This window comes from Kluyvera genomosp. 1, assembly GCF_001266615.1.
Lineage (GTDB): Bacteria > Pseudomonadota > Gammaproteobacteria > Enterobacterales > Enterobacteriaceae > Kluyvera > Kluyvera cryocrescens_A.
In genome coordinates, this window is record NZ_LGHZ01000006.1 from 1 (window position 1) to 24,637 (window position 24,637).

At 45.2% G+C, this 24,637-nt stretch carries 23 protein-coding genes and 1 tRNA gene; 8 read left to right on the forward strand and 16 right to left on the reverse strand.

What is annotated here, in order from left to right:
* Nucleotides 1-1,107: 1,107 nt before the first annotated feature.
* The 12 genes from KP80_RS04420 to KP80_RS04475 all read right to left on the reverse strand — a co-directional run bounded on the left by KP80_RS04420 (nt 1,108) and on the right by KP80_RS04475 (nt 8,680).
* Complete coding sequence (locus KP80_RS04420; RefSeq protein ID WP_052282379.1) at nt 1,108-1,383, reverse strand: type II toxin-antitoxin system RelE/ParE family toxin; 276 nt, start codon at nt 1,381-1,383, stop codon at nt 1,108-1,110.
* Nucleotides 1,384-1,386: 3 nt separating this feature from the next.
* A complete protein-coding gene (locus tag KP80_RS04425) occupies nt 1,387-1,635 on the reverse strand; it encodes a CopG family ribbon-helix-helix protein (protein ID WP_052282380.1) in 249 nt (82 codons plus the stop codon).
* Nucleotides 1,636-1,731: 96 nt separating this feature from the next.
* Nucleotides 1,732-2,565 (reverse strand): DUF4942 domain-containing protein, encoded by an 834-nt coding sequence (locus KP80_RS04430; RefSeq protein ID WP_052282381.1) that lies wholly within the window; start codon nt 2,563-2,565, stop codon nt 1,732-1,734.
* 113 nt (nt 2,566-2,678) lie between these two features.
* Nucleotides 2,679-2,999 (reverse strand): TA system toxin CbtA family protein, encoded by a 321-nt coding sequence (locus KP80_RS04435; RefSeq protein WP_034917128.1) that lies wholly within the window; start codon nt 2,997-2,999, stop codon nt 2,679-2,681.
* Nucleotides 3,000-3,035: 36 nt separating this feature from the next.
* Nucleotides 3,036-3,359, reverse strand: coding sequence for a type IV toxin-antitoxin system YeeU family antitoxin (locus KP80_RS04440; RefSeq protein WP_052282466.1), 324 nt, complete (start codon nt 3,357-3,359; stop codon nt 3,036-3,038).
* 12 nt (nt 3,360-3,371) lie between these two features.
* A complete protein-coding gene (gene radC / locus KP80_RS04445; protein WP_052282382.1) occupies nt 3,372-3,842 on the reverse strand; it encodes a RadC family protein in 471 nt (156 codons plus the stop codon).
* A gap of 70 nt (nt 3,843-3,912) precedes the next feature.
* On the reverse strand, nt 3,913-4,734 hold the full coding sequence (locus KP80_RS04450; RefSeq protein ID WP_052282383.1) for a DUF932 domain-containing protein: 822 nt from the start codon (nt 4,732-4,734) through the stop codon (nt 3,913-3,915).
* A 96-nt stretch (nt 4,735-4,830) separates the two neighbouring features.
* Nucleotides 4,831-5,289, reverse strand: a complete 459-nt coding sequence (locus tag KP80_RS04455) for a hypothetical protein (RefSeq protein WP_197276139.1) — start codon at nt 5,287-5,289, stop codon at nt 4,831-4,833.
* 24 nt (nt 5,290-5,313) lie between these two features.
* Complete coding sequence (locus KP80_RS04460) at nt 5,314-5,787, reverse strand: hypothetical protein (RefSeq protein WP_052282384.1); 474 nt, start codon at nt 5,785-5,787, stop codon at nt 5,314-5,316.
* A 20-nt stretch (nt 5,788-5,807) separates the two neighbouring features.
* Complete coding sequence (locus tag KP80_RS04465) at nt 5,808-6,497, reverse strand: WYL domain-containing protein (protein WP_052282385.1); 690 nt, start codon at nt 6,495-6,497, stop codon at nt 5,808-5,810.
* A 213-nt stretch (nt 6,498-6,710) separates the two neighbouring features.
* Nucleotides 6,711-7,586, reverse strand: coding sequence for a GTPase family protein (locus KP80_RS04470; RefSeq protein ID WP_052282386.1), 876 nt, complete (start codon nt 7,584-7,586; stop codon nt 6,711-6,713).
* Between the two features lie 131 nt (nt 7,587-7,717).
* On the reverse strand, nt 7,718-8,680 hold the full coding sequence (locus KP80_RS04475) for a hypothetical protein (protein WP_052282387.1): 963 nt from the start codon (nt 8,678-8,680) through the stop codon (nt 7,718-7,720).
* Between the two features lie 648 nt (nt 8,681-9,328).
* On the opposite strand from KP80_RS04475, the gene KP80_RS04480 reads away from it, so the two are divergent.
* The 7 genes from KP80_RS04480 (at nt 9,329) to KP80_RS04510 (ending at nt 18,238) form a co-directional block, all read left to right on the forward strand.
* The gene (locus KP80_RS04480) at nt 9,329-9,535 is read left to right on the forward strand and encodes a helix-turn-helix transcriptional regulator (protein WP_043018267.1); all 207 of its coding nucleotides are present in this window, start codon (nt 9,329-9,331) and stop codon (nt 9,533-9,535) included.
* A 95-nt stretch (nt 9,536-9,630) separates the two neighbouring features.
* A complete protein-coding gene (locus KP80_RS04485) occupies nt 9,631-10,227 on the forward strand; it encodes a hypothetical protein (protein ID WP_052282388.1) in 597 nt (198 codons plus the stop codon).
* A 209-nt stretch (nt 10,228-10,436) separates the two neighbouring features.
* Nucleotides 10,437-11,015 (forward strand): inovirus-type Gp2 protein, encoded by a 579-nt coding sequence (locus KP80_RS04490; RefSeq protein ID WP_052282389.1) that lies wholly within the window; start codon nt 10,437-10,439, stop codon nt 11,013-11,015.
* A 259-nt stretch (nt 11,016-11,274) separates the two neighbouring features.
* The gene (locus tag KP80_RS04495; RefSeq protein WP_052282390.1) at nt 11,275-12,831 is read left to right on the forward strand and encodes a type I restriction-modification system subunit M; all 1,557 of its coding nucleotides are present in this window, start codon (nt 11,275-11,277) and stop codon (nt 12,829-12,831) included.
* Entirely contained in the window at nt 12,828-13,934 is a 1,107-nt protein-coding gene (locus KP80_RS04500; protein WP_052282391.1) for a restriction endonuclease subunit S, read from the forward strand. Before KP80_RS04495 ends, KP80_RS04500 begins: the two co-directional genes overlap by 4 nt.
* A gap of 1 nt (nt 13,935) precedes the next feature.
* Nucleotides 13,936-15,126, forward strand: a complete 1,191-nt coding sequence (locus tag KP80_RS04505) for an AAA family ATPase (RefSeq protein WP_052282392.1) — start codon at nt 13,936-13,938, stop codon at nt 15,124-15,126.
* Nucleotides 15,119-18,238: an HsdR family type I site-specific deoxyribonuclease gene (locus tag KP80_RS04510; protein ID WP_052282393.1), complete on the forward strand. Its 3,120-nt coding sequence runs from the start codon at nt 15,119-15,121 to the stop codon at nt 18,236-18,238. The genes KP80_RS04505 and KP80_RS04510 overlap by 8 nt, the downstream gene beginning before the upstream one ends.
* A gap of 249 nt (nt 18,239-18,487) precedes the next feature.
* On the opposite strand, the gene KP80_RS04515 is transcribed toward KP80_RS04510, so the two are convergent.
* The 4 genes from KP80_RS04515 to KP80_RS04530 form a co-directional block, all read right to left on the reverse strand.
* On the reverse strand, nt 18,488-20,239 hold the full coding sequence (locus KP80_RS04515; RefSeq protein WP_052282394.1) for a hypothetical protein: 1,752 nt from the start codon (nt 20,237-20,239) through the stop codon (nt 18,488-18,490).
* A 465-nt stretch (nt 20,240-20,704) separates the two neighbouring features.
* A complete protein-coding gene (locus KP80_RS04520) occupies nt 20,705-21,637 on the reverse strand; it encodes a COG2958 family protein (RefSeq protein WP_040170604.1) in 933 nt (310 codons plus the stop codon).
* Nucleotides 21,638-21,869: 232 nt separating this feature from the next.
* The gene (locus KP80_RS04525) at nt 21,870-23,126 is read right to left on the reverse strand and encodes a tyrosine-type recombinase/integrase (RefSeq protein WP_052282395.1); all 1,257 of its coding nucleotides are present in this window, start codon (nt 23,124-23,126) and stop codon (nt 21,870-21,872) included.
* A gap of 186 nt (nt 23,127-23,312) precedes the next feature.
* A tRNA-Leu gene (locus KP80_RS04530) sits at nt 23,313-23,397 on the reverse strand.
* 206 nt (nt 23,398-23,603) lie between these two features.
* Here KP80_RS04530 and ahr point away from each other — a divergent pair.
* A complete protein-coding gene (gene ahr, locus KP80_RS04535) occupies nt 23,604-24,623 on the forward strand; it encodes an NADPH-dependent aldehyde reductase Ahr (protein WP_052282396.1) in 1,020 nt (339 codons plus the stop codon).
* The last annotated feature ends 14 nt before the right edge of the window (nt 24,624-24,637 follow it).

A 24,637-nucleotide genomic window follows, 5' to 3' on the forward strand; every position in this document is an offset into this window, starting at 1 on the left:
CCTCGCTGACCCGGCGGTTTGCTTGCCGTTGTTCCGTCTCAGTGGGGCCGCATTATAAGGAGTTTCTCGCAGCCCGCAATAGCTAAATTGCAGAAAAATGACTGACTGCTGCAATCCCCAGCAGAACCCCGCCTTATACCCACTTACACACAGAGTTATCCACAAACGTGGCAAAATATTATGATTGGCTGCGTATTACGCCTTTCTATATAGAGGGGAAAAGAACGTGATCTACGACTTCGTTAGTATCGGTGATGATTCTGCTTCGGCGGTTGTGCCTACTGAAGTTGCTGCGCTGGCCACGGCGGCGGTACGCCCTATAGGGATACAGCTATATAAAGGAAGGTCACACGTAATCGCTAATCACCGCCGGTGATAGCGTTGAGACACTGGGCAGACCAAACAGCACCAGAGTGCTATACACAAATAGAAGAATGCTGCACTAGCCCGTCATTAACTCATACACTATATAGTTGTGCGTCCACTACCGACGATCAACCTCTATATTCTCTGCAAGTTCACCATCCTCAAAGCGTTGAGTCGATATTCGCGTCCGACGTCGAACAGCGATTTGCACTGTTCAATCATAGTCGTCCTCCCATAGCCGGAGATTGTCGCAGCAGCCCAAGCACTCACCCGTGCGTAATCTGATTGCCATGAAGTGCGCTATAGTATCAGAACGCCATATCGGCTTGTTAAGTAGATTTGAAGGTCAGTGGTTTAACCGAGAAGGCTAAACTTAGCAGCAGCGGATATCACACAAGTGTGTGATCGGGCGATGTGTATGTTAACCCCCAGAGCACTCCAAATATTATCGAACCTCGATATATCCGCAGTTGTACCCGCATCAGTAAGTTGACTTAGGTTGAGTGAAAAAGCGAGGAAAGCCTTGCGGATACTGGATTTCAGGCACAAAAAAAGACGTCCGTTGACGTCTATTGATGTTCCGATGGTGCGAAGGCCGGACTCGCACATGATAATTAATCCTTTGATTTTAAAACAATTTAAAATAATATTTAGTTAATGTACCAACATCGATACCAACACATTAAATCGTTGATTTTGGGACTCGAATCGGGGCACGAGTTACCTCGAAGATGACGAACTTCAGCGATCCTCTCGGGTATGCCAAAGGTCAACAATATAGATAGTGTCGCGCTGAATTTCATAGTGAACGTCATAATCATCAAACAAGATTTTTCTCACTTCTCGTGGTTCATATCTTATCTGAGAAACACCGATTCTTGGATGTTCCGCGAGCCCTGAGGTTCCTATGAGCAAAAGCTCTAATACGTTGTCAGCGTGTTGCCGACTGTATTGACAGGCAAACCTATAAATACGCTCCAGATCATCCTGGGCCTTTTGGGTCCACTGTATTTCCATGGGTTACGATTTTTTCAGTTTGTTAGCGAAGTCAACTACATCCGCATGGCTAACCACTCTTCCCGCATCGACATCAGCAAGCCCTTTCAAAATCTGCTGATGCCGCCGCTCTCTCTCTTCAACCATGGCGGTCAGCGCTTCTTTAATCACCCAGCTTTTGGATCTATCCAGTTCAATAGCCAGGTTTTCAACCGCCGCAGCAAGCTCTGAAGGGATCTGAGCACTGATCGTCTGTTTCGTGAGTTGTCTCATGACCGTCACCTTTTAATAAAAATTAATAACACTTATTAAAATAGCACGTTTGTGTTCACGTAACTACCTGCGGCGAAGACAACATCAGTCCTCTCATCATCTCGAAGCCAGCATTCCCGGATAGTGTTTAGCAATGATGTCATTCATTCGCTCAATCAACTCCAGACGCTTGAAGGCTAGGTGCGCTGTACCTTTTTGATAGTAACGAATGCTGAAGAACTCATCTTCGTAAACGTCCTTAGCCGGGTTATCCCGAATATGCTCCATCAATCGGGTAGAAATATCACCCCGGTTGTCAGGGATGGGTTTGCCATCCAGCAGAAACAGCATTCTCTCCAGGTCCACCAGTTGATCCCGCCGCCAACCCCAGTTCAGACTAAATCCCCATCGATTGTGACTTACCAGATTATTGATGATGATCTTCTTACCAAAGCTGCAGGGACTATTGGTTTTGTAATCCCACGACAGGCCTTTGAAGATGTTGATGATCCCGCGCTCAAATACATCTATTTTATTCAGGTGCAGTTGTTCAAAGGTACTGAGGATATTCTCCTCGCTGATTGCAGGAAGGTCGCCCTCCTCCAGGTTCTTGTGCCACTGGTCGCGAGCCTGTGCATCCATCAAGGCCATCATGCCGGACTTCAGCATCAAATCGCGCCAGATGCTGCGATCTATATTGCGAGTGACGGCAGGCATAGCTTTATCAGCCTTCTCAGTCAGCCAGCTATCGTAGCGGTGCCCGGATTTCATCGCCCAGTCTTGCGCTGTACCACCGCCAATTTCTGAGGTTAGCCGTGATATGGCATCAAGCTGCTCAATGAGTTGTTCAATCTGTTTAAGTGCGGTATCGCGTCCAGTGACTACACGTTCGATACTGGTCGAAAGGATCAGTTCATTATGTTCCGTCAACACGTCGGGTTCTGTTTGCATCGTTAATCATCCATAAAAGCAAACACGCCTGCCGGGAGTGGCAGGCGCATTATGCGATGAATAAAAAAGGTGGGAAGTTCAGAGGTCAAAATCAGGAATGAGGCTCGAAGAATTCAGGTATTTATTAATCCGGTAGCTCGCCTGGCTCGGAGAATATCAGTCGCTGTCAGGAATGGTGTCTGTTCCTGCCATGTAAACCCTTTGCGGTCGATGCGTACCAGTTCATAACGTTCCACCAGGAAATTCACCGCATCGGCGAGCGTGATTCCCGCGTCGATATGCTCCTCAATGGCCGTATCGTCATGGAATGGCGTGTCGTTTAGTGTGAGGCCGTAATGGTGCTCCAGCAGATACGTTAACAGTTGCTGCCAGACCTGTACGGGCGACAGACGTGACGAAACCGGCACCGTGGCCGGTACAGATGAAATGTGCATGGATAGAATCCTGAGAAAAGAAGAAGAGAGAAGGTGTTACGGGGTTGGATAAATAGAAATGTAAACGTAACCGCAGCTACCACGGGTGTCAGCTATGCAGGTTAAACCCGTAAGATGAATGTTCATCTGATGTTGCTGCTGTGGATTTAACTCACCGAACCGCAGCATTGCTTCCAATTGACCTATAAACAGCGGGAAAGTCTGATCCAGTTTCTGCAGTTGCTCCGGGCTAAAGCTCCCCGTCAAACCAGCCCTGTCAGCCAGGTAATGCAGACGCTTGCCTTCCTGAACTAATCTCGCGCCAAATCGTGGGGTGATATCGCTTTGTAGACCCCATTCATGAGGTGGTGTGATTGACATGAAAACCTCCATTTAAAGCAAACCCTGATCAGCAAAAGAAACCACTTCATTCCCAACAACCAAATGATCCAGCACTCGCACTTCTACCAGTGCTAACGCTTTCACTATCCGCTGAGTGATGTGTTTGTCCTGCTGACTGATTTCTGTCGTACCTGACGGATGGTTATGCGCCAGAATTACCGCAGCGGCATTGTGTTTCAGAGCCAATTTAACCACTTCGCGGGGATGAACTTCGGTATGGCTGAGTGTGCCGGTAAATAGAGTTTCGCATCCCAGCAGGCAGTGCTGATTGTCGAGATACATCACGATAAAAACTTCACGCTCCTGATGAGCCATCTGTAATTGCAGCCAGGTCTTAGTGAAGCTGGTGGAGGTAAATGGCTCACTCGGTTGACGCTGATATTTCTCCAGCAGGCGTAACGCCCGACGAATGACGCGTTGCTCGTTTGCAGGAAATACCGGGGATAAATTGAATACAGACATATTTGCTCCTTAAAACAAAAAGCCTCGCCGGTTTATTGGCAAGGCCTGAGGGAAGGGATAATAAAAAGGTTCATGAGGCAAGCTGCAGCATATTCTCGGCCATTATCCATAGAGCGCGGTTAAGCTTCACATCACCGTCGATACCTTTAACGGCGCGTGTATGAGCGCGCTTACCTTTGGTCGTTCGCCCTGACAGCCCGCCTTTAATCAGGTTTTCCTGAATACGCTGGTAAGTGGTCCAGAGATCATTGCTTTCGTCCTGCCAGCGGCGCGGGGAAAGGATCTGCGATTCCGTCACCGGCTGATGTTCTTCACCAAAGCGGTAGGTTAATGCTGCTTTTGCCATTGCCAGTTGGGCCGGTGGCGGTAACAGCAGCGACTGCATGGCATCGCGTTTCTCTTCCACTTGGTCAAATATCCCCAGTACTTCGTAAGCCCCTTCAATGACTTTCTCCACCACGTTACCCTTATGGGGAACACGCACCTCACCAAAACTCTCACCGCAAATCAGCCCATTTTGACAAACCGATCTAAATAGCCCCGGCAGCATCTGGTATGAGCTGGAGCCGTCATGGCTGTTAAGCAGAATGATTTCCGGCACCTGCTTGCCAGTGATTTGGCCTTCGCGGCGCAGGCGCAGCATGTGTTTGGTGTGTTCACGCTTGCTCTGGTCCCGTACACGAGTCTGGCAGGCAAAGAACGGCTGGAAGCCTTCGCGCTGCAGGTTATCGAGCAGGGTTATGGTCGGGATGTAGGTGTATCGGTCGCTGCGTGATTCATGCTTTTCTTCACTAAAGACACTCGGTACGTAATGTGCCAGTTCATCACGGGTTAGCGGGCGGTCGCGGCGAACGAGGTTTACCGCTCCAAAGCGAGATACTAATCGGGTCATGGTTAATTCCGTTTTCGGAGATTAAAAACAAAAAGGCCATGCTTCCCGAAGGAGGCATGACCCGTATGATGATCGTTTGGCTACTAATAAAGAAAGTTAACCTGCGGTATTCCTGCAACCGCTAAGATCCTCCAGCTCTTTTTTTGTATTCTTAATACCGGGACTAAAATGCCCTACTTTTTTGTCATTAACATAAACATCGAACGTTGCGGCATTGCCAAGCGCATCAATGAACTGAATCCAGGCGTTATCGCCATTTCGCCAGCCCAGCGAAGAGGGTAATGGAAACTGTTGGTCATCGGTCACGATCATTATTGCTGTTTTGTCATCATGTGAATCCGCGCGTGTACCGTCCGGCAGGTCGATAAGCACATTATGTTGTAAGATATTTTGCTCATCCGGGTTCATGGTGCAGTTAAGGTTAACAACGACATTTTCCGGGTTAGTGATCAGGTATTCAGTTATGCCCTGACCAAAGCCACTGGCCCACATATTAGGAACCGCAAAAGAGGTAACAGGGAATAACAACATGGTAAAAATAGATAGTCTTTTCATATCCAAACCTTAATTCATTATAATTTATTTTGAGTCAGGCCATTTATAACGGAAGACTTCTTTTCCATTATACAGTCCGACCATGTCATCAAATTGAGGTCTTTTACTATTAGGTCTAAAGGTTACTTTCATGCCGGGACTGCACAGATCCTTGACTGTCACATTAATTTTAGCATCAGCAGTAATGGTATAACCCGTTGCAATATAATCAGTTAGGCTATTCTTGTCACCAGGATTGATCCATCCCCAAACACCAGCTTCGCAATCTTTTAAAGGGGCAGAACGTATCAAGATAAACCCACCTGACGCATCAATTTCAGTAGCTTTACACATTTTTCTCACCTGCTGATAAGCATTGCACCAAAACCTGTTGCCATCCTTATTGTTGACTGCGGCAGGTAATACACCTTTATAAAGGCTGGATGCCTCTGCTAAATTTGATGTAATTATTCCAGCAGCGATCCCAGATATTAATAACAATAACCTTGTTTTTTTCATTTCATTATCCTTTTATTTGGTTAAATATTGTTGGTACTAAAGGAAGATATAACGTCTTCGATACACTGAAAGTGAGGTAGTGCCTGAAGAAAATCGGGACGAGAAAGAATTTCGCGCACCGCCATATCCGGGGCAAAACTGTCCTTATTAAGCGTGACCGCCCGTATATCCGCCAGAGGAAACACGGCGATCCGGGCCTGATGCTCACCGGTCAGATACCACTCACGGTCACGCAAGACCAGACGATAGGGAGCGAGTCCCGTGCAGCGGCAACCATTACCCAATAGCGTCACCCTCCGGTGTTCAGAAACTGCACTCACCAGTCTGGTAAATACGCCGAGGTCTGGTGATGGCAATAGTGAATCCCCGTTCCAAATAAGGCATGGAGACTCACCCGGCCCGCTCAGAAGTGAACTGACCAGATGGTTATCCATATCCGGAAACAATGCTTCAACACCTGACTGGCGGGCGAAAGTCAGCACCGCCAGCTCTCTCTGGCGGCTACCGGACAGCAAACGACACTGACCTTTGCGATACTCAAGATCCAGATACATCAGCCGTTCCCTAAAGTCCCGACGCAGGGTACGAACCGATACGCCAAATTCAGTTGCCAGCGTTCGCATATCTAGCGTTTCGCCCGCTACCAGGCGGCTTATAATTAACGAAAGCCTGACGGCAAGCCGATCATGACGGCGTTCAGCCTGAGTCATGAGACAAGTTCTCCAGTGTGATAATTAGCTGAAAATAAGAAGGTTATTTTAACTAGGGAGCAGGACAGGGAATGGACACAAGAAGACGTATTTTTTAATGTTGCTGAATGCAGCCACGACGGGCTATCAAGAGAAAGCGGACCAAATTTGGTAGCCTATAAAACGTCAGAACGGACAGGATATGTCCCGATAATAACCGCAGGTGAGCCAAGGTTAGAAGAAAATCCAGTCCCAAACGGCACGGGCAACGGATACTACGGCATCGCGGACCGTACGAATGACCGCTTTTAGTGGTGCGGGAATAAATGATGCTGTTTCCGCAGAATCAAAAACCTCTCCCACAGCATCGCCAAAGCCCTCACGTGCCTGCTTTTTTACCGGCTCACTGCATAACCTCCCGTGGAGTTGCTTCATCAGCGGGCTGGTGGCACGGTCCGGCAGGCAACGCATCATGGTTTCAACCATTGATGGCAGGTTCCATTCTGTTCGGGCTGAGACTGCACATACTGGATGATGCGGTGAAAACAGTTGGCGAATGGAGTCCTGCTTGGTCACGATATTAGTCAACTGGTGCGGTGATGGTGCATTGCTGGTGGCGTCCCATTCATGACATGGCTCGATTTTGTCAGCCTGGTTAACGACAATCAGCACCCGTTGCTGGTAGCCAGCCATCACACGCCGGTAGAAACGTTCATCGATGGAGAAAGCACGATCATCGGCTTTAATAACCCACAGAATTAAATCCAATTCAGGAAGGATACAGCGATACAAAGATTCATATTCTTTATCCCGTTGCTCACTCTCACCGACACCGGGCAGGTCTACCAGTATCAGGCTATGTTCACCTCTTCTCAGGCGAAATCGCAGTACGTCACGGGTGCAGGCGTTGACATCACTGACGGGGGTAACCTCACTCTGGAACAGCGCATTACAGAGCGACGATTTACCTACACCTGTTTTGCCCATGATCCCGATGACCGGTTCGTAGTGAGTGAGTTTTTGAATATGGTCAAGAATATGTTTGCCAATGGCATGGGGGAGTGACGCCAACGGTTTCTCGATGGCCCGCAGACCTTCTATTTTTTTCATAAAACAACCTCAGACAGAAAAACAAAACCCCCGAGCCAGGAAGGTTTCGGGGTGATTCACTGAGATAATATCTGTCTGAAATTATTTGGAATGATGTTCAGATGTATACCCTGTTCCCATCTGGTTTTTTACTACCCGCAGATGCGTGAGCACTCATTGTCGATAAGACATTTGAGCGCCTCATCCAGCGTCATGCTTTTACTTTCAGCAATCTGGCTCAACTTTTTTTGGTATAATTTATTCAATTTCAAAGGTGTTGCTGTATCTTTTATCTTTTTCCTACGGGATTTTTGTTCCCAAGCTTTGCCCAGTTCTTCGAGCAATATCTTTTTATGCTCTAAAGCACTTCCTAATCCTTGATAATTCAATTTTGCAATACTTCTTCTTTTATTTTCTTTCAGATATCCTAGTTGCTCGTTACTCCAACCTGTCCAGTTATCAAAGATGGCGATAATAAAATGGTAGCGTTGCTCACAGGAAATAGGTTTGGTATTAATAGCAAGATATTTTTTATTCATTTGTTCCCAAACCCACTGGCATTGCCCTTCATTATTCTTGTCCAACCATGAAAACGGATTGAGAAATTGGTTACTGACATTAGCCCATTCATACTCGATTTCTTTTATAATCTTATCGCGTGAATTCATAGATGAATAAAACACTATGAGAATCTCAATGATTTCCTTTAGTACATCAGGGATGACATCAGTATTTTTTATTCTTGAAAAATCCAACCCATTAGCCTGATAGCATTTTAATCGTTCTTGACGCTGCGTATTTCTTTCTTTTTCATTCTCCACCCCGCCTTGCGTATCAGGATCGTACTGTGACATAAGAAACTTTGTTTCAAACGATTTTTCTCCCCCCATATTTTCGGCAGATAATGTTACTCCGGGATCATATCCAGGAGACAGAGGCACTAACTCAGACTTTGTGTTTCGAATGTTCCCATTAGCTAAAGAAGCTGTCTTCGTCAGCAAATGAAAGAGAAAGAAATGCATCGCCCTCGGATTTTTCTTTAGCCACTTCAGACGCCTTGCCTGACTCTGACGTCTTTCCCGCATATCTCGCTCATCGGCCCCACCCGCTCTCATGACCTCCTCCCCTCATCCAAAACGCTTGTTTTCCATCATTTTCATTCAAGATTAAATGAAGCAATTTAAGATGTAAATCTTACTTTTTTTGAAGGGGAAATAACAATAAAAACACTGTAAATTCGTAGTAAAAGTGTAGTGATTATTTTGATTTCAAGGCAATTATATCAATAAGTTATATCATTCAGACTCAATCAATCATACCGAAAATACATATGATTACTTATAGAATCTATGAAACCACCACCGATGATGCTCTACATAAACTCTTCGTCAGATGTTGCTGTCGTCCCCTCAACTATCAAATCGCTTCGACCCGCCAAAAAACCATCAAGTACAAAAGCAGTTTTTTTCACTCCTACACATAGCGGTCCCTTGAGATTAAATGTCAAAAACCTCGCGTAATGCAGTGCTCAATGGCAGCTTATAGATTGGTATGTAGTAGCGTTCAGGGAACTCGATAGCTGATAGAAAGCGGATCGTTATGATGTAGCACTTAGCAATTCAATTTGCCTTTAGGCCCGTAGTGGCATAGAGGTCAATGACCTTCAACTTTTTTTACAGATTACCGGGTTGGTATGCCGAAGCACGTGGTCGTTATCAAACATCGCGAGTCTGGCTTACCTTTCTTAACCGGAGAATCGAATAATGAACACCCATACATCTCTTTTAGAAGACCAGTTTGTCAATATGGCATATATCACCAGTCTGACGGGCTTAACGGACAAGTGGTTCTACAAGCTAATTAAAGATGATGTTTTCCCAAAACCAATAAAAATGGGCCGTAGCTCCCGCTGGCTAAAAAGCGAAGTTGAATCCTGGCTCCAGGAACGTATTAACCAATCCCGTAAATAACCTCAATCCAAACTAACGTTGCAGTACGAAGATAGTTATCCGGCTCCCCGGAGATTTTCTGCTGCCTGTAATTTAAGCCAGAAGGAATATAAACGATGAAAGGCTATAAACCGCGTTACGAAGAACTTCAAAAATGCTACCAGACCTGGTTGACTGATTTTACGAAGCTGACTGTCCGGCAGGGAATGTGCCATCAAAACATATATCACTATCATAGCCTGACGGTTGGCTGTCTAAATTTTCATGGTAAAGAAGCTGTTATTGCTATTGTGCCCCACTGGCTACACCGGCTTATTTACGGAAAGGGAGCGGCAGCATCATTATCGATAGATGATGACCTGAGCGTAAGCTTATTAACGCAGGAACACCTGTTGGCCCATCATCCCATGCTTGAAGGCGTTCTGCTTTCCGAATGCGTCCGTTTAAAACAGCGTTCACTTGCAAATAAGCTCACCAGTCTGTTTCAGCAGTTTAGAGGGACTGAGCTCCGTCTAAAGCTTGTATGGCTATGCTGGTACGATTTGATGTTGGGCAACTGTCTTGCTGATTGGGTTGAAAGTTTAAAATTCAAAACAAGCGAGGAGGTAAATAGCTGGGTCAATGACCGTCAGGCTGAGAACCACATGCTTACCAGCAAGATGGATGAGTACGTCTGCTTTGCATACCGCACTGTACTCGATCCGCTGATTTGAGCCTCAAGCCTTGTTCTGTAAGGGCTAAGAAATGTTCAGGGAGTTAAAATTAATATCGGTTAATTAATATAATTAATAGGCACTCCCTTTTTATATTCCTCTTAACCCTGTCTACAGATCTGCCCATTAATAATCCATCCCTCAGCTCATTGCCGCGGGAGTATCCTCCTCTACATGGCTGTTCCAAGCAGCAGTCAGGAAATAACCACATGAATATTGAACGATCCTGGACACCAGACTGGTTTCTGGAGTCTGTCTTGAACTGGCATACGGATAATATGATCAACCGGTATGCTTGCCTGCGGGCTATTCGAATAGACTTGTTCTACAAAAATGGAACGCCTAGATATGCACAACCTGGACACCACCAACTGGAACTGGATATCCACTTGTTAATGAAAAACATGATGAGTCTGCGGGCCGTAGTAGGTTATTTCTGGGTCATAGAGTGGACTGAGGATCACCGCTACCACGCCCATGCAGTCTTCTGGTTAGATGGTAATCGGACCCAGATAACTTATCCATGGGCTGCGAAAGCGGGCGAGCTATGGAGCAACATTACAGACAGGGAAGGCTGGCATCACCGTTGCGAGTACAAGGAACACTATCGAGCAAATATCAATATCCCTGTTCACTACAACGATCCTGGAAGTATTACCAACATACGGCAGGTACTCGCCTATATGACAAAAATCCAACAGAAGGAGGGGTTGCTACTCCACGGCTGCAATGAAGTACCTGAGCGTCCACTGACAGGTCGTCCACGACTTCCCCTGCAACTCAACTGAACAGGTATGCAGGTTTATCTGCTGCAGGATACGCTCTAATGCCCAATACGGCAGACCAGAAAACGATTGCTGCAGCACAGCAAATAATCAAATTTTACTAATGCACACAGATAGAGGTAACTGGCATAGCCTTTTTGTCATCGTGAAACCACTTATCGGAAGAGTCATAACTGGATCTGATATAGATACAGTCGTTGTGAACAAATTGCGGTAAAATCTCGTCAACAGCAGTTGCTAAGAATCGAACACAGGATAAAAAATGACAAGCTTTCAACAGCGTGCAGAACTACATCGCCAAATCTGGGCTATCGCCAACGATGTCAGAGGCTCGGTAGATGGATGGGACTTTAAGCAGTATGTCCTTGGTGCACTTTTCTACCGCTTTATCAGTGAAAACTTCTCCAGTTACATCGAAGCTGGTGATGACAGCATCCACTATGCTGCGCTTGATGACAGTATCATTACCGATGACATCAAAGATGATGCCATCAAAACCAAAGGCTATTTCATTTACCCGAGCCAGCTATTCTGCAACGTTGCAGCTAAAGCCAATACCAACGACAGGCTGAATGCTGATTTAAACAGCATTTTTGTCGCCATTGAAAGTTCAGCTTATGGCTATCCATCTGAAGCCGATATCAAAGGCCTGTTTGCTGATTTTGACACCACCAGTAACCGTCTGGGTAACACGGTAAAAGACAAAAATAGCCGTCTGGCCGCCGTGCTGAAAGGTGTAGAAGGTTTAAAACTGGGTAACTTTAATGACCACCAGATTGACCTGTTCGGTGATGCGTACGAGTTCCTGATTTCTAACTATGCGGCAAATGCAGGTAAATCAGGCGGAGAGTTCTTCACACCACAGCACGTTTCAAAACTGATTGCACAACTAGCAATGCACGGTCAGACCCACGTTAACAAAATCTACGACCCGGCAGCAGGCTCGGGCTCACTGCTGCTGCAGGCGAAGAAACATTTTGATAACCACATCATCGAAGAAGGTTTCTTTGGTCAGGAAATAAACCATACGACGTTCAACCTGGCGCGTATGAACATGTTTCTGCACAACATCAACTACGACAAATTTGATATCAGGTTGGGTAATACCCTAACTGAACCACACTTTGGCGATGAAAAGCCGTTTGATGCGATTGTTTCTAACCCGCCGTATTCGGTGAAATGGATTGGCAGTGACGACCCGACGTTGATAAACGATGAGCGTTTTGCTCCGGCAGGTGTGCTGGCTCCAAAATCAAAAGCTGACTTTGCGTTTGTGCTTCATGCGCTGAACTATCTTTCCGCCAAAGGCCGGGCGGCGATTGTCTGCTTCCCGGGGATCTTCTACCGTGGCGGTGCAGAGCAGAAAATCCGTCAGTATCTGGTTGATAACAACTATGTTGAGACGGTGATTTCTCTCGCCCCGAACTTGTTCTTCGGCACCACCATTGCCGTCAATATTCTTGTGCTGTCAAAGCACAAAACCGATACCAGCGTGCAATTTATTGATGCCAGTGGGCTGTTTAAGAAAGAAACCAATAACAACATTCTCACCGATGCCCATATCGCTCAGATCATGCAGGTGTTCAGTAGCAAATCAGATGTTGACCATCTGGCAAAATCAGTGCCCTTTGAAAGAGTGGCCGGGAATGAATACAACCTTTCTGTCAGCAGCTACGTGGAAGCGAAAGACACCCGTGAAATCGTCGATATTACGGAACTGAATGCTGAATTGAAAACTATCGTCAGCAAAATCGACCAGTTACGCAAAGACATTGATGCGATTGTGGCTGAGATTGAAGGTGGCGAGGAGCAGAAATGAGCGAACTGAGTTATCTTGAAAAACTGCTAGATGGGGTTGATGTTGAGTGGAAGCGTTTAGGTGATGTGGCTCGCATCAAAAACGGCAAGGATCACAAGGCGCTTGGCGAAGGCGAATTTCCGGTTTACGGTTCAGGTGGAATTATGCGATACGCAGACACCTACGCCTACAACAAACCTTCTGTTTTAATTCCGAGAAAGGGCTCGCTTGGTAATCTATTTTTCGTTGATGTTCCGTTCTGGACTGTTGACACCATTTTTTATACGGAAATTGATGAAGCACAAATTTGCCCAAAGTATCTTTACTACTTCTTGACGACGGTAGGTCTTGGCGAAATGAACCAAGCAGGTGGCGTGCCAAGCCAGACACAATCAGTTTTAAATAAGCTGAAAATCCCTATCCCCTGCCCGGACACTCCAGAAAAATCCCTTGCCATCCAGTCTGAAATCATCCGGATTCTGGATACGTTTACTGCACTTACCGCTGAGCTTACCGCTGAGCTTAGCATGCGTAAAAAGCAGTACAACTACTATCGCGACAAGTTGCTGGACTTTAAGGAAAGTGAATACGTCAAGGAAATGACATTAGGTGATATTTATGATTTTCAGTATGGAACAGGTAATACGATCCCTAAATCTGGAGGGCAATACCCAGTTTATGGCAGCAATGGGATTGTCGGCACTCATGATAAATATAATAGCGAAGATTCGCCGGTTATTGGCCATATAGGTGCTTACGCAGGCATTGTTAATTGGGGTAAAGGCAAGCATTTTGTTACGTATAATGGCGTCATTTGTAAACATAAATCGACAGAAGTTTTACCGCAATTTGCATACTATTTATTACTGTTACAAGATTTTGGTTCTAAATCTAACAGTGCCTCACAGCCGTTTGTTTCATATCACATACTGAAAGCTCCTGTTGTATTAGTTCCCCCTTTAGATGAACAAACTCGTATCGTCACAGTTCTCGACAAATTTGAGACATTAGCAAACTCTATCAGCGAAGGCCTTCCTCGCGAAATTGAACTGCGACAAAAGCAGTACGAATATTATCGAGACATGCTTTTTAGCTTCCCGAAGCCGGAAGTGGCAGAGGCATAACATGAGCAAGACACTCTCAGAGATAGCCCAACAACTGAGTTCGCCCAGGAAAACCAAAAAAACTGTCACCAAGGAAGTAGAGCAGATTAAGTCTGTACCAAAGGTGCAGTTAATCTACGCTTTCAATGGCACGGGTAAGACACGTCTTTCCCGGGATTTCAAGCAACTGATTGCGTCCAAAGTAAATAACGCAGAAGATGAAGACGAAGCTGAGCAGTCCGAGTCGTCGCACAAAAAAATCCTCTATTACAATGCATTCACCGAGGACTTGTTTTATTGGGATAACGATCTGCAAGAAGACGCAGAACCGAAGCTGAAGGTGCAGCCTAATTCCTATACAAACTGGTTGCTGACATTGCTAAAAGATTTGGGGCAGGATGGCAATATCGTCCGTTATTTCCAGCGCTATGCGAACGACAAGCTAACGCCACACTTCAATCCAGATTTTACAGAAGTTACTTTTTCCATGGAGCGCGGCAACGATGAACGTTCCGCCCATATCAAGTTATCTAAAGGCGAAGAGAGCAACTTCATCTGGAGTGTTTTTTACACCTTGCTGGATCAAGTCGTCACAATTCTCAATGTCGCCGATCCGGATGTACGTGAGAACCGAGAGTTTGATCAACTGGAATATGTATTCATTGATGATCCCGTTAGCTCCCTTGATGATAACCATTTGATTGAATTAGCAGTCAATCTTGCAGGGCTGATCAAATCCAGTGAATCCGATTTGAAGTTCATTATCACGACGCATAATCCACTATTTTATAATGTGCTTTTCAATGAGCTGAACGGAAAAGCTTGTTACATGTTGGAGAGTTTTGAGGATGGTACATTTGCCCTCACAGAAAAACATGGCGACTCTAACAAGAGTTTTTCCTATCATCTCCACCTAAAGCAAACCATCGAACAGGCTATTGTTAATAACAACGTGGAAAGATATCACTTCACGTTACTGCGCAATCTGTATGAGAAAACGGCCAGTTTTTTGGGCTACCCTAGATGGTCCCTACTTTTACCCGACGACAAAGAACTCTATTTGAATAGAATTATGCAGTTCACAAGTCACTGTACGCTATCGAATGAAGCCGTTGCAGAACCAACGCCAGCGGAGAAAGCAACAGTCAAACTGTTGCTCGAACACTTGAAAGATAACTATAACTTCTGGCAGCAGGAACAAAAAAATGGTTGATTGTACCAAGCCAATTGCTGAGTCCAATAATTTTATCATTTTGGACAAATACAACCCGGACTGGAAGATTACCGAGAGCTACCAGAGCGAAGGTGATCTGGAGCGTGAGCTGATTCAGGATTTAGTTAACCAGGGCTATGAATACCTGCCAACCCTGAACAACACCAAGGCTATGCTCGCCAATGTCAGGGAACAGTTGCAAAGCCTTAACAATGTGGAGTTCCTGGAGGCTGAATGGCGTCGCTTTGTAGAAACCTGGATGGACAAGCCCAGCGATGGCGTTGTCGAAAAGGCCCGCAAAATTCATGATGATTATGTTCATGATTTCGTCTTCGACGATGGCCGTATTCAGAATATCTATCTGCTGGATAGAAAAAACGTCCTTCGCAATAAAGTGCAGGTCATCAAGCAGTTTGAACAAGCAGGCACGCATGCCAATCGCTACGATGTCACCATTCTGGTCAATGGCCTGCCGCTGGTACAAATTGAATTGAAAAAACGCGGTGTCGCTATACGTGAAGCCTTCAATCAGATACACCGTTACAGCAAGGAAAGCTTTAACAGTGACAATTCTCTGTTTAAGTATCTGCAACTGTTTGTTATATCCAACGGCACCGATACCCGTTACTTTGCCAATACCACCAAGCGGGATAAAAACAGTTTTGATTTCTCCATGAACTGGGCGAAGTCCGACAACACGTTGATTAAAGACCTGAAGGACTTCACCGCCACGTTTTTCCAGAAGCATACCCTGCTCAATGTGCTGTTTAACTACAGCGTGTTTGACAGTAGCCAGACGCTGCTGGTGATGCGCCCCTATCAGATTGCTGCCACCGAGCGAATCCTATGGAAAATTAACAGTTCCTTTACCGCGAAGAACTGGTCAAAGCCAGAAAGCGGGGGATTTATCTGGCACACTACCGGATCAGGCAAAACCCTGACCAGCTTTAAGGCCGCACGGCTGGCAACCGAACTGGACTTTATTGATAAAGTCTTCTTTGTGGTCGACAGGAAAGATCTCGATTACCAGACCATAAAAGAGTATCAGCGCTTCTCGCCGGACAGCGTGAATGGTTCTGACAATACTGCAGGCCTTAAAAGGAATCTGGATAAAGACGATAATAAAATTATCGTCACTACTATTCAGAAACTGAATAACCTGATGAAGGCGGAAGCGGACTTGTCCGTCTATCAGCAGCAGGTGGTGTTTATTTTTGATGAATGTCACCGTAGTCAGTTTGGTGAAGCACAGAAGAACTTAAAAAAGAAATTCAAACGGTATTACCAGTTCGGTTTTACCGGCACGCCCATTTTCCCGCAAAACGCATTAGGGTCGGAAACGACCGCCAGCGTTTTTGGCCGTGAGTTACATTCTTACGTGATTACCGATGCCATTCGTGATGAAAAGGTGCTGAAGTTTAAGGTGGACTATAACGATGTCCGCCCGCAGTTTAAGGCGCTGGAAACCGAAACCGACGAGAAAAAACTCAGTGCCGCGGAAAATCAGCAGGCTTTTCTTCACCCGCTGCGCATCCAGGAAATCACACAGTACATACTGAACAACTTCTGCCAGAAAACACATCGCACTTTCCCTGGTGCCAGAGGTTTTAATGCCATGCTGGCAGTAAGTAGCGTGGATGCGGCAAAAGCGTATTACGCGACGTTTAAAGAGCTACAGAAAGAGGTGGCTAATAAATCAGCCAGCTATAAACCGTTGCGGGTGGCAACTATCTTCTCTTTTGCGGCTAATGAAGAACAAAGTGCTATCGGTGACATTACTGATGAAAGCTTTGATACCAGTGCAATGAATAGCAGCGCCAAAGAGTTTCTGGATGCAGCCATTGATGATTATAACGCTCACTTTAAGACGAATTTCAGCACTGACAGCAACGGTTTTCAAAACTATTACCGTGATTTGGCCCTGCGAGTTAAAAATCAGGACATCGACCTGCTCATTGTGGTGGGAATGTTTTTAACCGGTTTTGACGCTCCGACGCTGAACACCCTGTTCGTCGATAAAAACCTGCGTTATCACGGCTTGATGCAGGCATTCTCCCGCACCAACCGTATCTTTGATGCCACCAAGACCTTCGGCAATATAGTGACGTTCAGGGATCTTGAACGCGCAACCATTGATGCTATTACGCTGTTTGGTGATAAGAACACCAAAAATGTGGTGCTGGAGAAAAGCTATAAAGAGTACATGGAGGGCTTTACTGATATCGTGACAGGTGAGGCTAAGCGCGGCTTTATGGATATTGTGACGACCTTGGAACACCAGTTCCCTGATCCGGCTAGCATTGATAGCGAGAAGGGGAAAAAAGCCTTCGTTAAACTGTTTGGTGAATACCTGCGGGCTGAAAATATCCTGCAAAACTACGACGAATTTGCCATGCTGAAAGATCTGCAAAAAGTCGATATCAGCGATTCCGATGCCGTGGAAACCTTCAAGACAGCGCATTATCTTGACGATGAAAAGTTTGCCGAATTACAGACCATTCGTCTCCCCACAGAACGTAAGATTCAGGACTATCGTTCAGCCTACAATGATATCCGTGACTGGCAGCGTCGCGAGAAAGTGGCTAATGACAAGGATAAGTCAACCACTGACTGGGATGATGTCGTGTTTGAAATTGACCTACTGAAATCTCAGGAAATTAACCTGGACTACATTCTTGGTCTAATTTTTGAACACAACAGGCAGAAGAAAGGTAAAGAGGCACTGACTGAAGAGGTTAGACGGTTAATTCGCTCAAGCCTAGGTAACAGGGCAAAAGAAGGTCTGATTGTTGACTTTATTCAGCAGACTAACCTTGATGACATGCCGGACAAAGCCAGCATCATTGATGCATTCTTCATTTTTGCTCAGCGTGAGCAGCTACGTGAAGCTGAAGCGTTGATAAAAGAAGAAAACCTCAATGAAGAGGCAGCGAAGCGCTATATCCGTACATCGTTAAAACGCGAATATGCCACCGAAAATGGCACTGAGTTAAACGAGACTTTACCAAAACTTAGTCCGTTAAATCCTCATTACAAAACGAAAAAACAAACCGTTTTTCAGAAATTTGGGGAGTTTATTGAGAAGTTTAAAGGGGTGGGCGGACAAATTTAGTCGTGGGCACATTGGGGGGACAAAATAGTCCCCTTTGATTAAGGATAGCCGTTGCATCGACCCGTTGAACTCAGAGCGATGAGCGGATATTGGCAATTGCACTGCAACTGATGAATGGATTACTAACGCACCAATGTATGAGCAAACAGATCACAGAGCACATCAAGATTGATTATTAATAATTCCAAAAAACATAGATTAAACAAAAAGCTTTAGAATTCCTTCTAAAGCTTATATTTATCCGTAATTTTAATGCAGGATTTTATTTAAATTTGTATTAAAATATTTTAGACTTCCAATTATTTTATCAAAGATAAAATCTAACGCATGGCTATAACCCGATGCTAAAGTTGCACTATCAAAGCCAAGCTTAGCTAAATGTTCGATGGATTTATCCACTGCTTCGTGAGCTTCAGCGTTTCTCAAATCGTTATTAATAAAGAGAGCCGCTAACTTAAAATTAGGCGAATTAAATGCTGTAAGTTCATTAGCATGTTTAAGTGCTGATTGCTCCTCATTCTGTTCAAGAATAGCATCCGTAAAATTTAATATTCCTTGCAATAACTTTAGCGCTTGCATTCTTTCAACATCCTTAGGCTTTACACCCATTGCAATACTTAATTTCTTTAACGAGCCTATTTTAATTTTATTTATAATCTCGTTTATAGTTTTGCATCGCGCTAAGAAATCTTGCTCCTGCATATCACTTGAAGCCACATGAGCAAGCTTTTGCAATACAGGATAGTTTCTTAATCCCTCAGCATTGAGCTCATCATTGTTGTATTCAAAAATATCAAAACCAGTCAGGTGAACATCTAAAAAGGCCCCTAGAGACACTAAATTCTCATTAAGATTTGCTAGTTCTCTAGCAAATCTAAAAGTCTTTGAAACAATATGCTCAACATCTATTAAGTTAAAATCGATAAGACTTGGATCTTTTGCAAAATCAAATACATGATATATTTCCTTTTCTGGAACTCCTCGGTAAAGTTCATAAAAAGGTATTTTTACTAAGTTCCTGCCGATTCTAATACAGTCTCTAAACGCCCACTGTCCGCCGTAACTAGGATCTGTTCGATAATGATCGCCATCAAAAAATGGAATGGCTTCATAAGTTTTATCTTTTTCATATTTATTAAGAAAACCATCGTTAACATACACATATTCGCTCTTTCTAAAATCCTTTGCTCGGGACATTGTCATTGGTGCATTGTGACCAGGCCATACTAATGAGTTGACGTCTAATTCGACACAAAGTTCTGGCTGTACAGATTGAACAGTTCCCCACGCTTGAAGTATTACCTTATCTCCATGATCAACTATTTCGAACTCAATCCAAGGAAGATTTAATACGTAGTGATTAGAGCCTGATAAAAGGTTGAGCACATCCTTAGTTCGTTCGATATAGGCTTCATAGAAGAAAACTTTTACTCCAACACAACCTTTCATCCATAAATATTTTCTGAGGTAATCGTTCCTCATTGTCCACTTAACATCTTTGTTGCTCTTAAAGTAATATTCACTTGAGACATCACCTTGCGCAACTCCATAAGATGGCGAAGTAACCTCATCAAATATAACTTTTTGTTCATCATCACCTATTAGTCTCGGTTTTAAACCCAGTTTCATCCAGACATCTTCGGCCAAATAAAAGGAGTAATGAGAACCAGATCCCCAAGAAGCTACAATATACCCATAACCAGAAATAGAAATATTAATATCCCAAGCGCCACCTTTTACTGTGCAGTCTGGCGTGGAAAAAGTTACGACTCCATCTCTGGATTCACGTAACACGCTTACTTTTGAAACATCATTTTCGGGCACTACAGCCATAATCATATGAGTATATTCATAATCATCTTGATATTTATTTTTTTCGTATCTATGAGTTACAGTAACATCTCTCTGAGGGTTAGAGTTTTCTTCAACAAATAATAGATCTTTTAAACCTTGAGGTATTTTATCAAGCGGTAAAGGAAGCTGGGAAATATAATCAAGCATATAATAATCTCTCGTGATAATCCTAGATGTTAACTAATTTAGTAATTATATCAAATTTGAATTATTTATGTCTAATCTGACCTTGGCAATAAACACACCATAGGGGTTTAAGAATTTCTACAAGCTGTGATGGTTATATACCTATCGCTGAGGTGTTCTATTACTTGATGCGAAGTGATGATCCGCTTTTGGCACAGAGCTGCCTGTCAGATTAGGTTTAGATCTGTGCCATATTTTTGCCAGGTAAAATCTGAGCTAACACAATTTAGATAAGTTAACCTATCTGCATGGATTTATTTATTATAATATTTGGTGAGCACATACTAGCCCACTTTTATTACATTTACTATTCCATCGATTCGCAGACAGAGTTTTTAAATTTCACTAACTCTAAATAGTTCGCTGTTCATTAATCTATATTGTTATTAATCCACTCTAATATCTTATTAAAAAAATTACAGTGGGTTATCTATTCCAGAGCGCTTTGTGTATTTTTCCTGTTTGGTGATAATCGGAAACCAGATCGATAAACTCTTTAAAATCCTTGTTCTCAACCACCAGGCGGTTGACGGATTGCCAATCAATACTTGTTCGCTCTCGTGCAGGAATCAGAGTTTGGCTATTACCGGGATCTTGCGGGTTAAGCAGGATCACACCGATACCATGTAATGCACACAACATTTGCAGTTCTCTTTCAACGCCACGCTGCTTATCTTCATTTATTTCGGTCGCGACCAGATAGCCAAAGTGGGCCCAACTTGAATTACTCACTGCCTGGAAGAAACATTCTCGAACATTGCTACGGTTAAGCTGGCGTTTTACCTCAAAGGACCACAGCCGCGTTAAACGCCCTTCGCTATAACGTACACAATTTTGCACAACGCTATCCCAGCCTTTATCGAGAGGCTGCAATGCAACAATATCAGGATAAAGCCAATGGTTTGCTCCGAGACCTTTGTTATTGCTTGAACGCTTTTCATCGATACGACGGCAAAGTAATTCTTCTTCTTCAGAAAGGTACTCAATCAAAAGCGGGTAAAGAGCATGCTCAGAAAAAGCTACCGTCTCAGCAGACGGAGTCGGAGCAATATCAAAAGATGACTCTTGTTGCACGCCATTATCGATTTCCTTACCCCAGTAATAAAGTCTGGGCCGAGGTTTGTCACGCGTCATAACCTGAGGACACATCGCTTTTGCCTGAACGGTTCTGCTCCCACCAACTTCAGCAGCTATTTGACTCAAGAAATCTTCATCACTGGCGAATCGAGGATTTTGACGCTTTACAGCAAGCTCTGCGCCATAGTGATCAATGATTTTTTGGGCAAGCTGACGGGCTGTAAATTGCTCATCAGGATTAGCCTGAAGAACATTAATAATCATCTGTGGGCGACTAGTCATGGCTCCTGCCTTTAATGTAACAGTAAGAACGCTTCTATCTGAATGAATGGCTAAATCTCAGATGCTGCTTTTCTGATGAGACAGTGTAAAACTACCTATCACTTGAACCAAGCTTACAATATGAGTTTTTGGCATTGAACAACAGATTTCATTACAAAAACGAACACCGCATCAGAAGCCATGTTAAAGAAAAAAATAAGGTATGTCAGACACATACCTTAAATACATCTAATCATTCCATGCTTAATTTGGCAAAATCAAACGGACTCACCGCCTTCTCACGATTCGCATCAAGAAAATCAGCCCACCACTGCAGCATCAATCTGCGCTCATCCAGATGCTCGGCCTTATGAATATAAGCCGCACGCACAGAGTTACGCTCCATATGGCTCATCTGCCGTTCAACCGCATCCCTCGACCACAATCCCGATTCTATCAACGAGCTACATGCCATCGTCCTGAAACCATGCCCACAAACCTCTATCTTAGTGTCATAACCCATAACGCGCAGAGCCTTGTTTACCGTATTTTCACTCATCGGTTTACGATGGTCGTGATCGCCAATGAAAACAAAATCGCGATCGCCACTAAGTTTGTGCACCTGTTTAAGGATTGCTAACGCCTGACGAGATAACGGCACCAAATGAGGTGTACGCATTTTTGAGCCGCGCTGGGAGTGCTTTATCCCTTCAATAGCCTCTCGTTCTGCGGGTATCGTCCACATTGATGTTTCAAAATCAATCTCAGACCAACGAGCAAAACGCAATTCGCTGGAGCGGATGAAGACAAGGAGGGTTAACTCAACGGCAAGACGAGTCAAAGGCCTGCCGGTATAGCTATCAATGCGCTGAAGCAGTTCGGGAGTACGTCTCAACTCTAACGCAGGCCTATGCTGCCGGTTACTTGATGCAACAGCACCGGCCATCTCCTGTGCCGGATTATAATCAAGCAAACCACTCTGTACGGCATAACGCATAATTGCCGTAGTTCGCTGTTGCAGCCGTGACGCGACCTCAAGACGTCCAGACATCTCTACGGCTTTTATCGGGGCTAACAAATCCCGTGTTTTAAGTTCGGCTATATTACGTTTGCCAATGGCTGGAAAGAGATTGTCCTCCAGGCTTTTCAGCACTCGTCGGCTATGTTCTTCCGACCACTTTTTATTCGTGGCGTGCCACTCAATAGCAAGTTGTTCGAAAGTACGTGCTTCTTCCTGCTCAACCTTATCATTTTTCTTTTTGTCTCCCGGGTCGATGCCGTTTGCCAAAAGCTTACGGGCATCATCACGACGCGCTCTGGCATCCGCAAGAGACACGTCAGGATAAACGCCTAAAGCCAGCATCTTTTGCTTCCCGCTAAAGCGGTACTGCAGACGCCAGTATCTTGAACCATTTGGGTGGACGAGAAGATGCATACCGTTGCCATCGGTCAGCTTATATTGCTTATCCGTTGGCTTGGCTGTTCTGACTTTGATATCTGTTAGAGCCACGTTTATCCCCTCCCTGTTGGTATAAGCATTATCGAACCGGAAATACCATCATCTGTACCAACATCTGTTGGTAGATGCACGTTGAAGTCGGTTGACCTTGAGAGAGTTAATATAGCGGGAATGATGGCTAAATACTGGATTTCAGACATAAAAAAAGACCTCAGTCGAGGTCCATTTACATACTGTTGGTGCCGAAGGCCGGACTCGAACCGGCACGTATTTCTACGGTTGATTTTGAATCAACTGCGTCTACCGATTTCGCCACTCCGGCACGGAAAGGTATGCGGAAAACGTTGTGGATTATACCTACCGCGCGCTGCCATGCAAGCACCAGCATGTACCAAACACGCTAAGTGTTGAAAAAAACAGCATCTTTCTACCATCATCACTTCTCACCCAGAATCCCGCCTTCCGCCAAGCGCTGTACTCGCACATGCTCTACACTCTCTGTTCAACACCACACGAAAGAGATACACGATGTCCATAATAAAAAGCTACGCCGCTAAAAATGCTGGAGCGGAACTGGAAGTTTGGGAATACGACGCCGGCGAACTGCTGCCGGAAGACGTTGAAGTGAAGGTAGATTACTGCGGGATCTGCCACTCGGATCTGTCGATGATCGACAACGAATGGGGCTTCTCGCAATATCCGCTGGTTGCCGGCCACGAGGTGATTGGCCACGTAGTCGCGCTAGGTAGCGCCGCGCAGAGTAAAGGGCTGAAGATTGGTCAGCGCGTGGGTATTGGCTGGACGGCGCGAAGCTGCGGCCACTGCGATGCCTGCATCGATGGCAACCAGATCAACTGTACCGAAGGCTCGGTGCCGACCATCCTCAACCACGGCGGCTTTGCCGATAAGCTGCGCGCCGACTGGCAATGGGTGATCCCACTGCCAGACAACATTGATATCGAAACCGCAGGCCCGATGCTGTGCGGCGGGATCACCGTCTTTAAACCGCTGCTGATGCATCACGTCACCGCCACCAGCCGCGTCGGGGTGATTGGAATTGGCGGGCTTGGGCATATCGCCATTAAGCTGCTGCGCGCGATGGGTGCAGAAGTGACGGCCTTTAGTTCCAATCCGTCGAAAGAACAGGAAGTGCGGGCGATGGGTGCGGATCATGTGGTGAATAGCCGTTCACCAGAAGCGCTGAAAGAACTGGCCGGTCAGTTTGATCTGATCATCAACACCGTTAACGTGGACCTGAACTGGCAGCCGTACTTCGAAGCGCTGGCTTCAGGCGGTAACTTCCACACCGTGGGTGCGGTGCTCACGCCGCTGCCGGTACCAGCGTTTACGCTGATTGGCGGCGACCGTAGCATCTCGGGTTCGGCAACGGGTAACCCATTTGAACTGCGTAAGCTGATGAAATTTGCTGGCCGCAGCAAGGTCGCACCGATTACCGAGCTGTTCCCGATGTCTAAAATCAACGATGCCATCCAGCACGTCCGTGACGGTAAAGCCCGCTACCGCGTGGTCCTGAAGGCTGACTTCTGATGTGTTACCGGCGG

Excerpts from the sequence above, each read along its gene's own strand:
- KP80_RS04420 (WP_052282379.1), bottom strand. The coding sequence starts at position 1,383 with ATGGAAATACAGTGGACCCAAAAGGCCCAGGATGATCTGGAGCGTATT.
- KP80_RS04425 (WP_052282380.1), bottom strand. The coding sequence starts at position 1,635 with ATGAGACAACTCACGAAACAGACGATCAGTGCTCAGATCCCTTCAGAG.
- KP80_RS04430 (WP_052282381.1), bottom strand. The coding sequence starts at position 2,565 with ATGCAAACAGAACCCGACGTGTTGACGGAACATAATGAACTGATCCTT.
- KP80_RS04435 (WP_034917128.1), bottom strand. The coding sequence starts at position 2,999 with ATGCACATTTCATCTGTACCGGCCACGGTGCCGGTTTCGTCACGTCTG.
- KP80_RS04440 (WP_052282466.1), bottom strand. The coding sequence starts at position 3,359 with ATGTCAATCACACCACCTCATGAATGGGGTCTACAAAGCGATATCACC.
- radC (WP_052282382.1), bottom strand. The coding sequence starts at position 3,842 with ATGTCTGTATTCAATTTATCCCCGGTATTTCCTGCAAACGAGCAACGC.
- KP80_RS04450 (WP_052282383.1), bottom strand. The coding sequence starts at position 4,734 with ATGACCCGATTAGTATCTCGCTTTGGAGCGGTAAACCTCGTTCGCCGC.
- KP80_RS04455 (WP_197276139.1), bottom strand. The coding sequence starts at position 5,289 with ATGAAAAGACTATCTATTTTTACCATGTTGTTATTCCCTGTTACCTCT.
- KP80_RS04460 (WP_052282384.1), bottom strand. The coding sequence starts at position 5,787 with ATGAAAAAAACAAGGTTATTGTTATTAATATCTGGGATCGCTGCTGGA.
- KP80_RS04465 (WP_052282385.1), bottom strand. The coding sequence starts at position 6,497 with ATGACTCAGGCTGAACGCCGTCATGATCGGCTTGCCGTCAGGCTTTCG.
- KP80_RS04470 (WP_052282386.1), bottom strand. The coding sequence starts at position 7,586 with ATGAAAAAAATAGAAGGTCTGCGGGCCATCGAGAAACCGTTGGCGTCA.
- KP80_RS04475 (WP_052282387.1), bottom strand. The coding sequence starts at position 8,680 with ATGAGAGCGGGTGGGGCCGATGAGCGAGATATGCGGGAAAGACGTCAG.
- KP80_RS04480 (WP_043018267.1), top strand. The coding sequence starts at position 9,329 with ATGAACACCCATACATCTCTTTTAGAAGACCAGTTTGTCAATATGGCA.
- KP80_RS04485 (WP_052282388.1), top strand. The coding sequence starts at position 9,631 with ATGAAAGGCTATAAACCGCGTTACGAAGAACTTCAAAAATGCTACCAG.
- KP80_RS04490 (WP_052282389.1), top strand. The coding sequence starts at position 10,437 with ATGAATATTGAACGATCCTGGACACCAGACTGGTTTCTGGAGTCTGTC.
- KP80_RS04495 (WP_052282390.1), top strand. The coding sequence starts at position 11,275 with ATGACAAGCTTTCAACAGCGTGCAGAACTACATCGCCAAATCTGGGCT.
- KP80_RS04500 (WP_052282391.1), top strand. The coding sequence starts at position 12,828 with ATGAGCGAACTGAGTTATCTTGAAAAACTGCTAGATGGGGTTGATGTT.
- KP80_RS04505 (WP_052282392.1), top strand. The coding sequence starts at position 13,936 with ATGAGCAAGACACTCTCAGAGATAGCCCAACAACTGAGTTCGCCCAGG.
- KP80_RS04510 (WP_052282393.1), top strand. The coding sequence starts at position 15,119 with ATGGTTGATTGTACCAAGCCAATTGCTGAGTCCAATAATTTTATCATT.
- KP80_RS04515 (WP_052282394.1), bottom strand. The coding sequence starts at position 20,239 with ATGCTTGATTATATTTCCCAGCTTCCTTTACCGCTTGATAAAATACCT.
- KP80_RS04520 (WP_040170604.1), bottom strand. The coding sequence starts at position 21,637 with ATGACTAGTCGCCCACAGATGATTATTAATGTTCTTCAGGCTAATCCT.
- ahr (WP_052282396.1), top strand. The coding sequence starts at position 23,604 with ATGTCCATAATAAAAAGCTACGCCGCTAAAAATGCTGGAGCGGAACTG.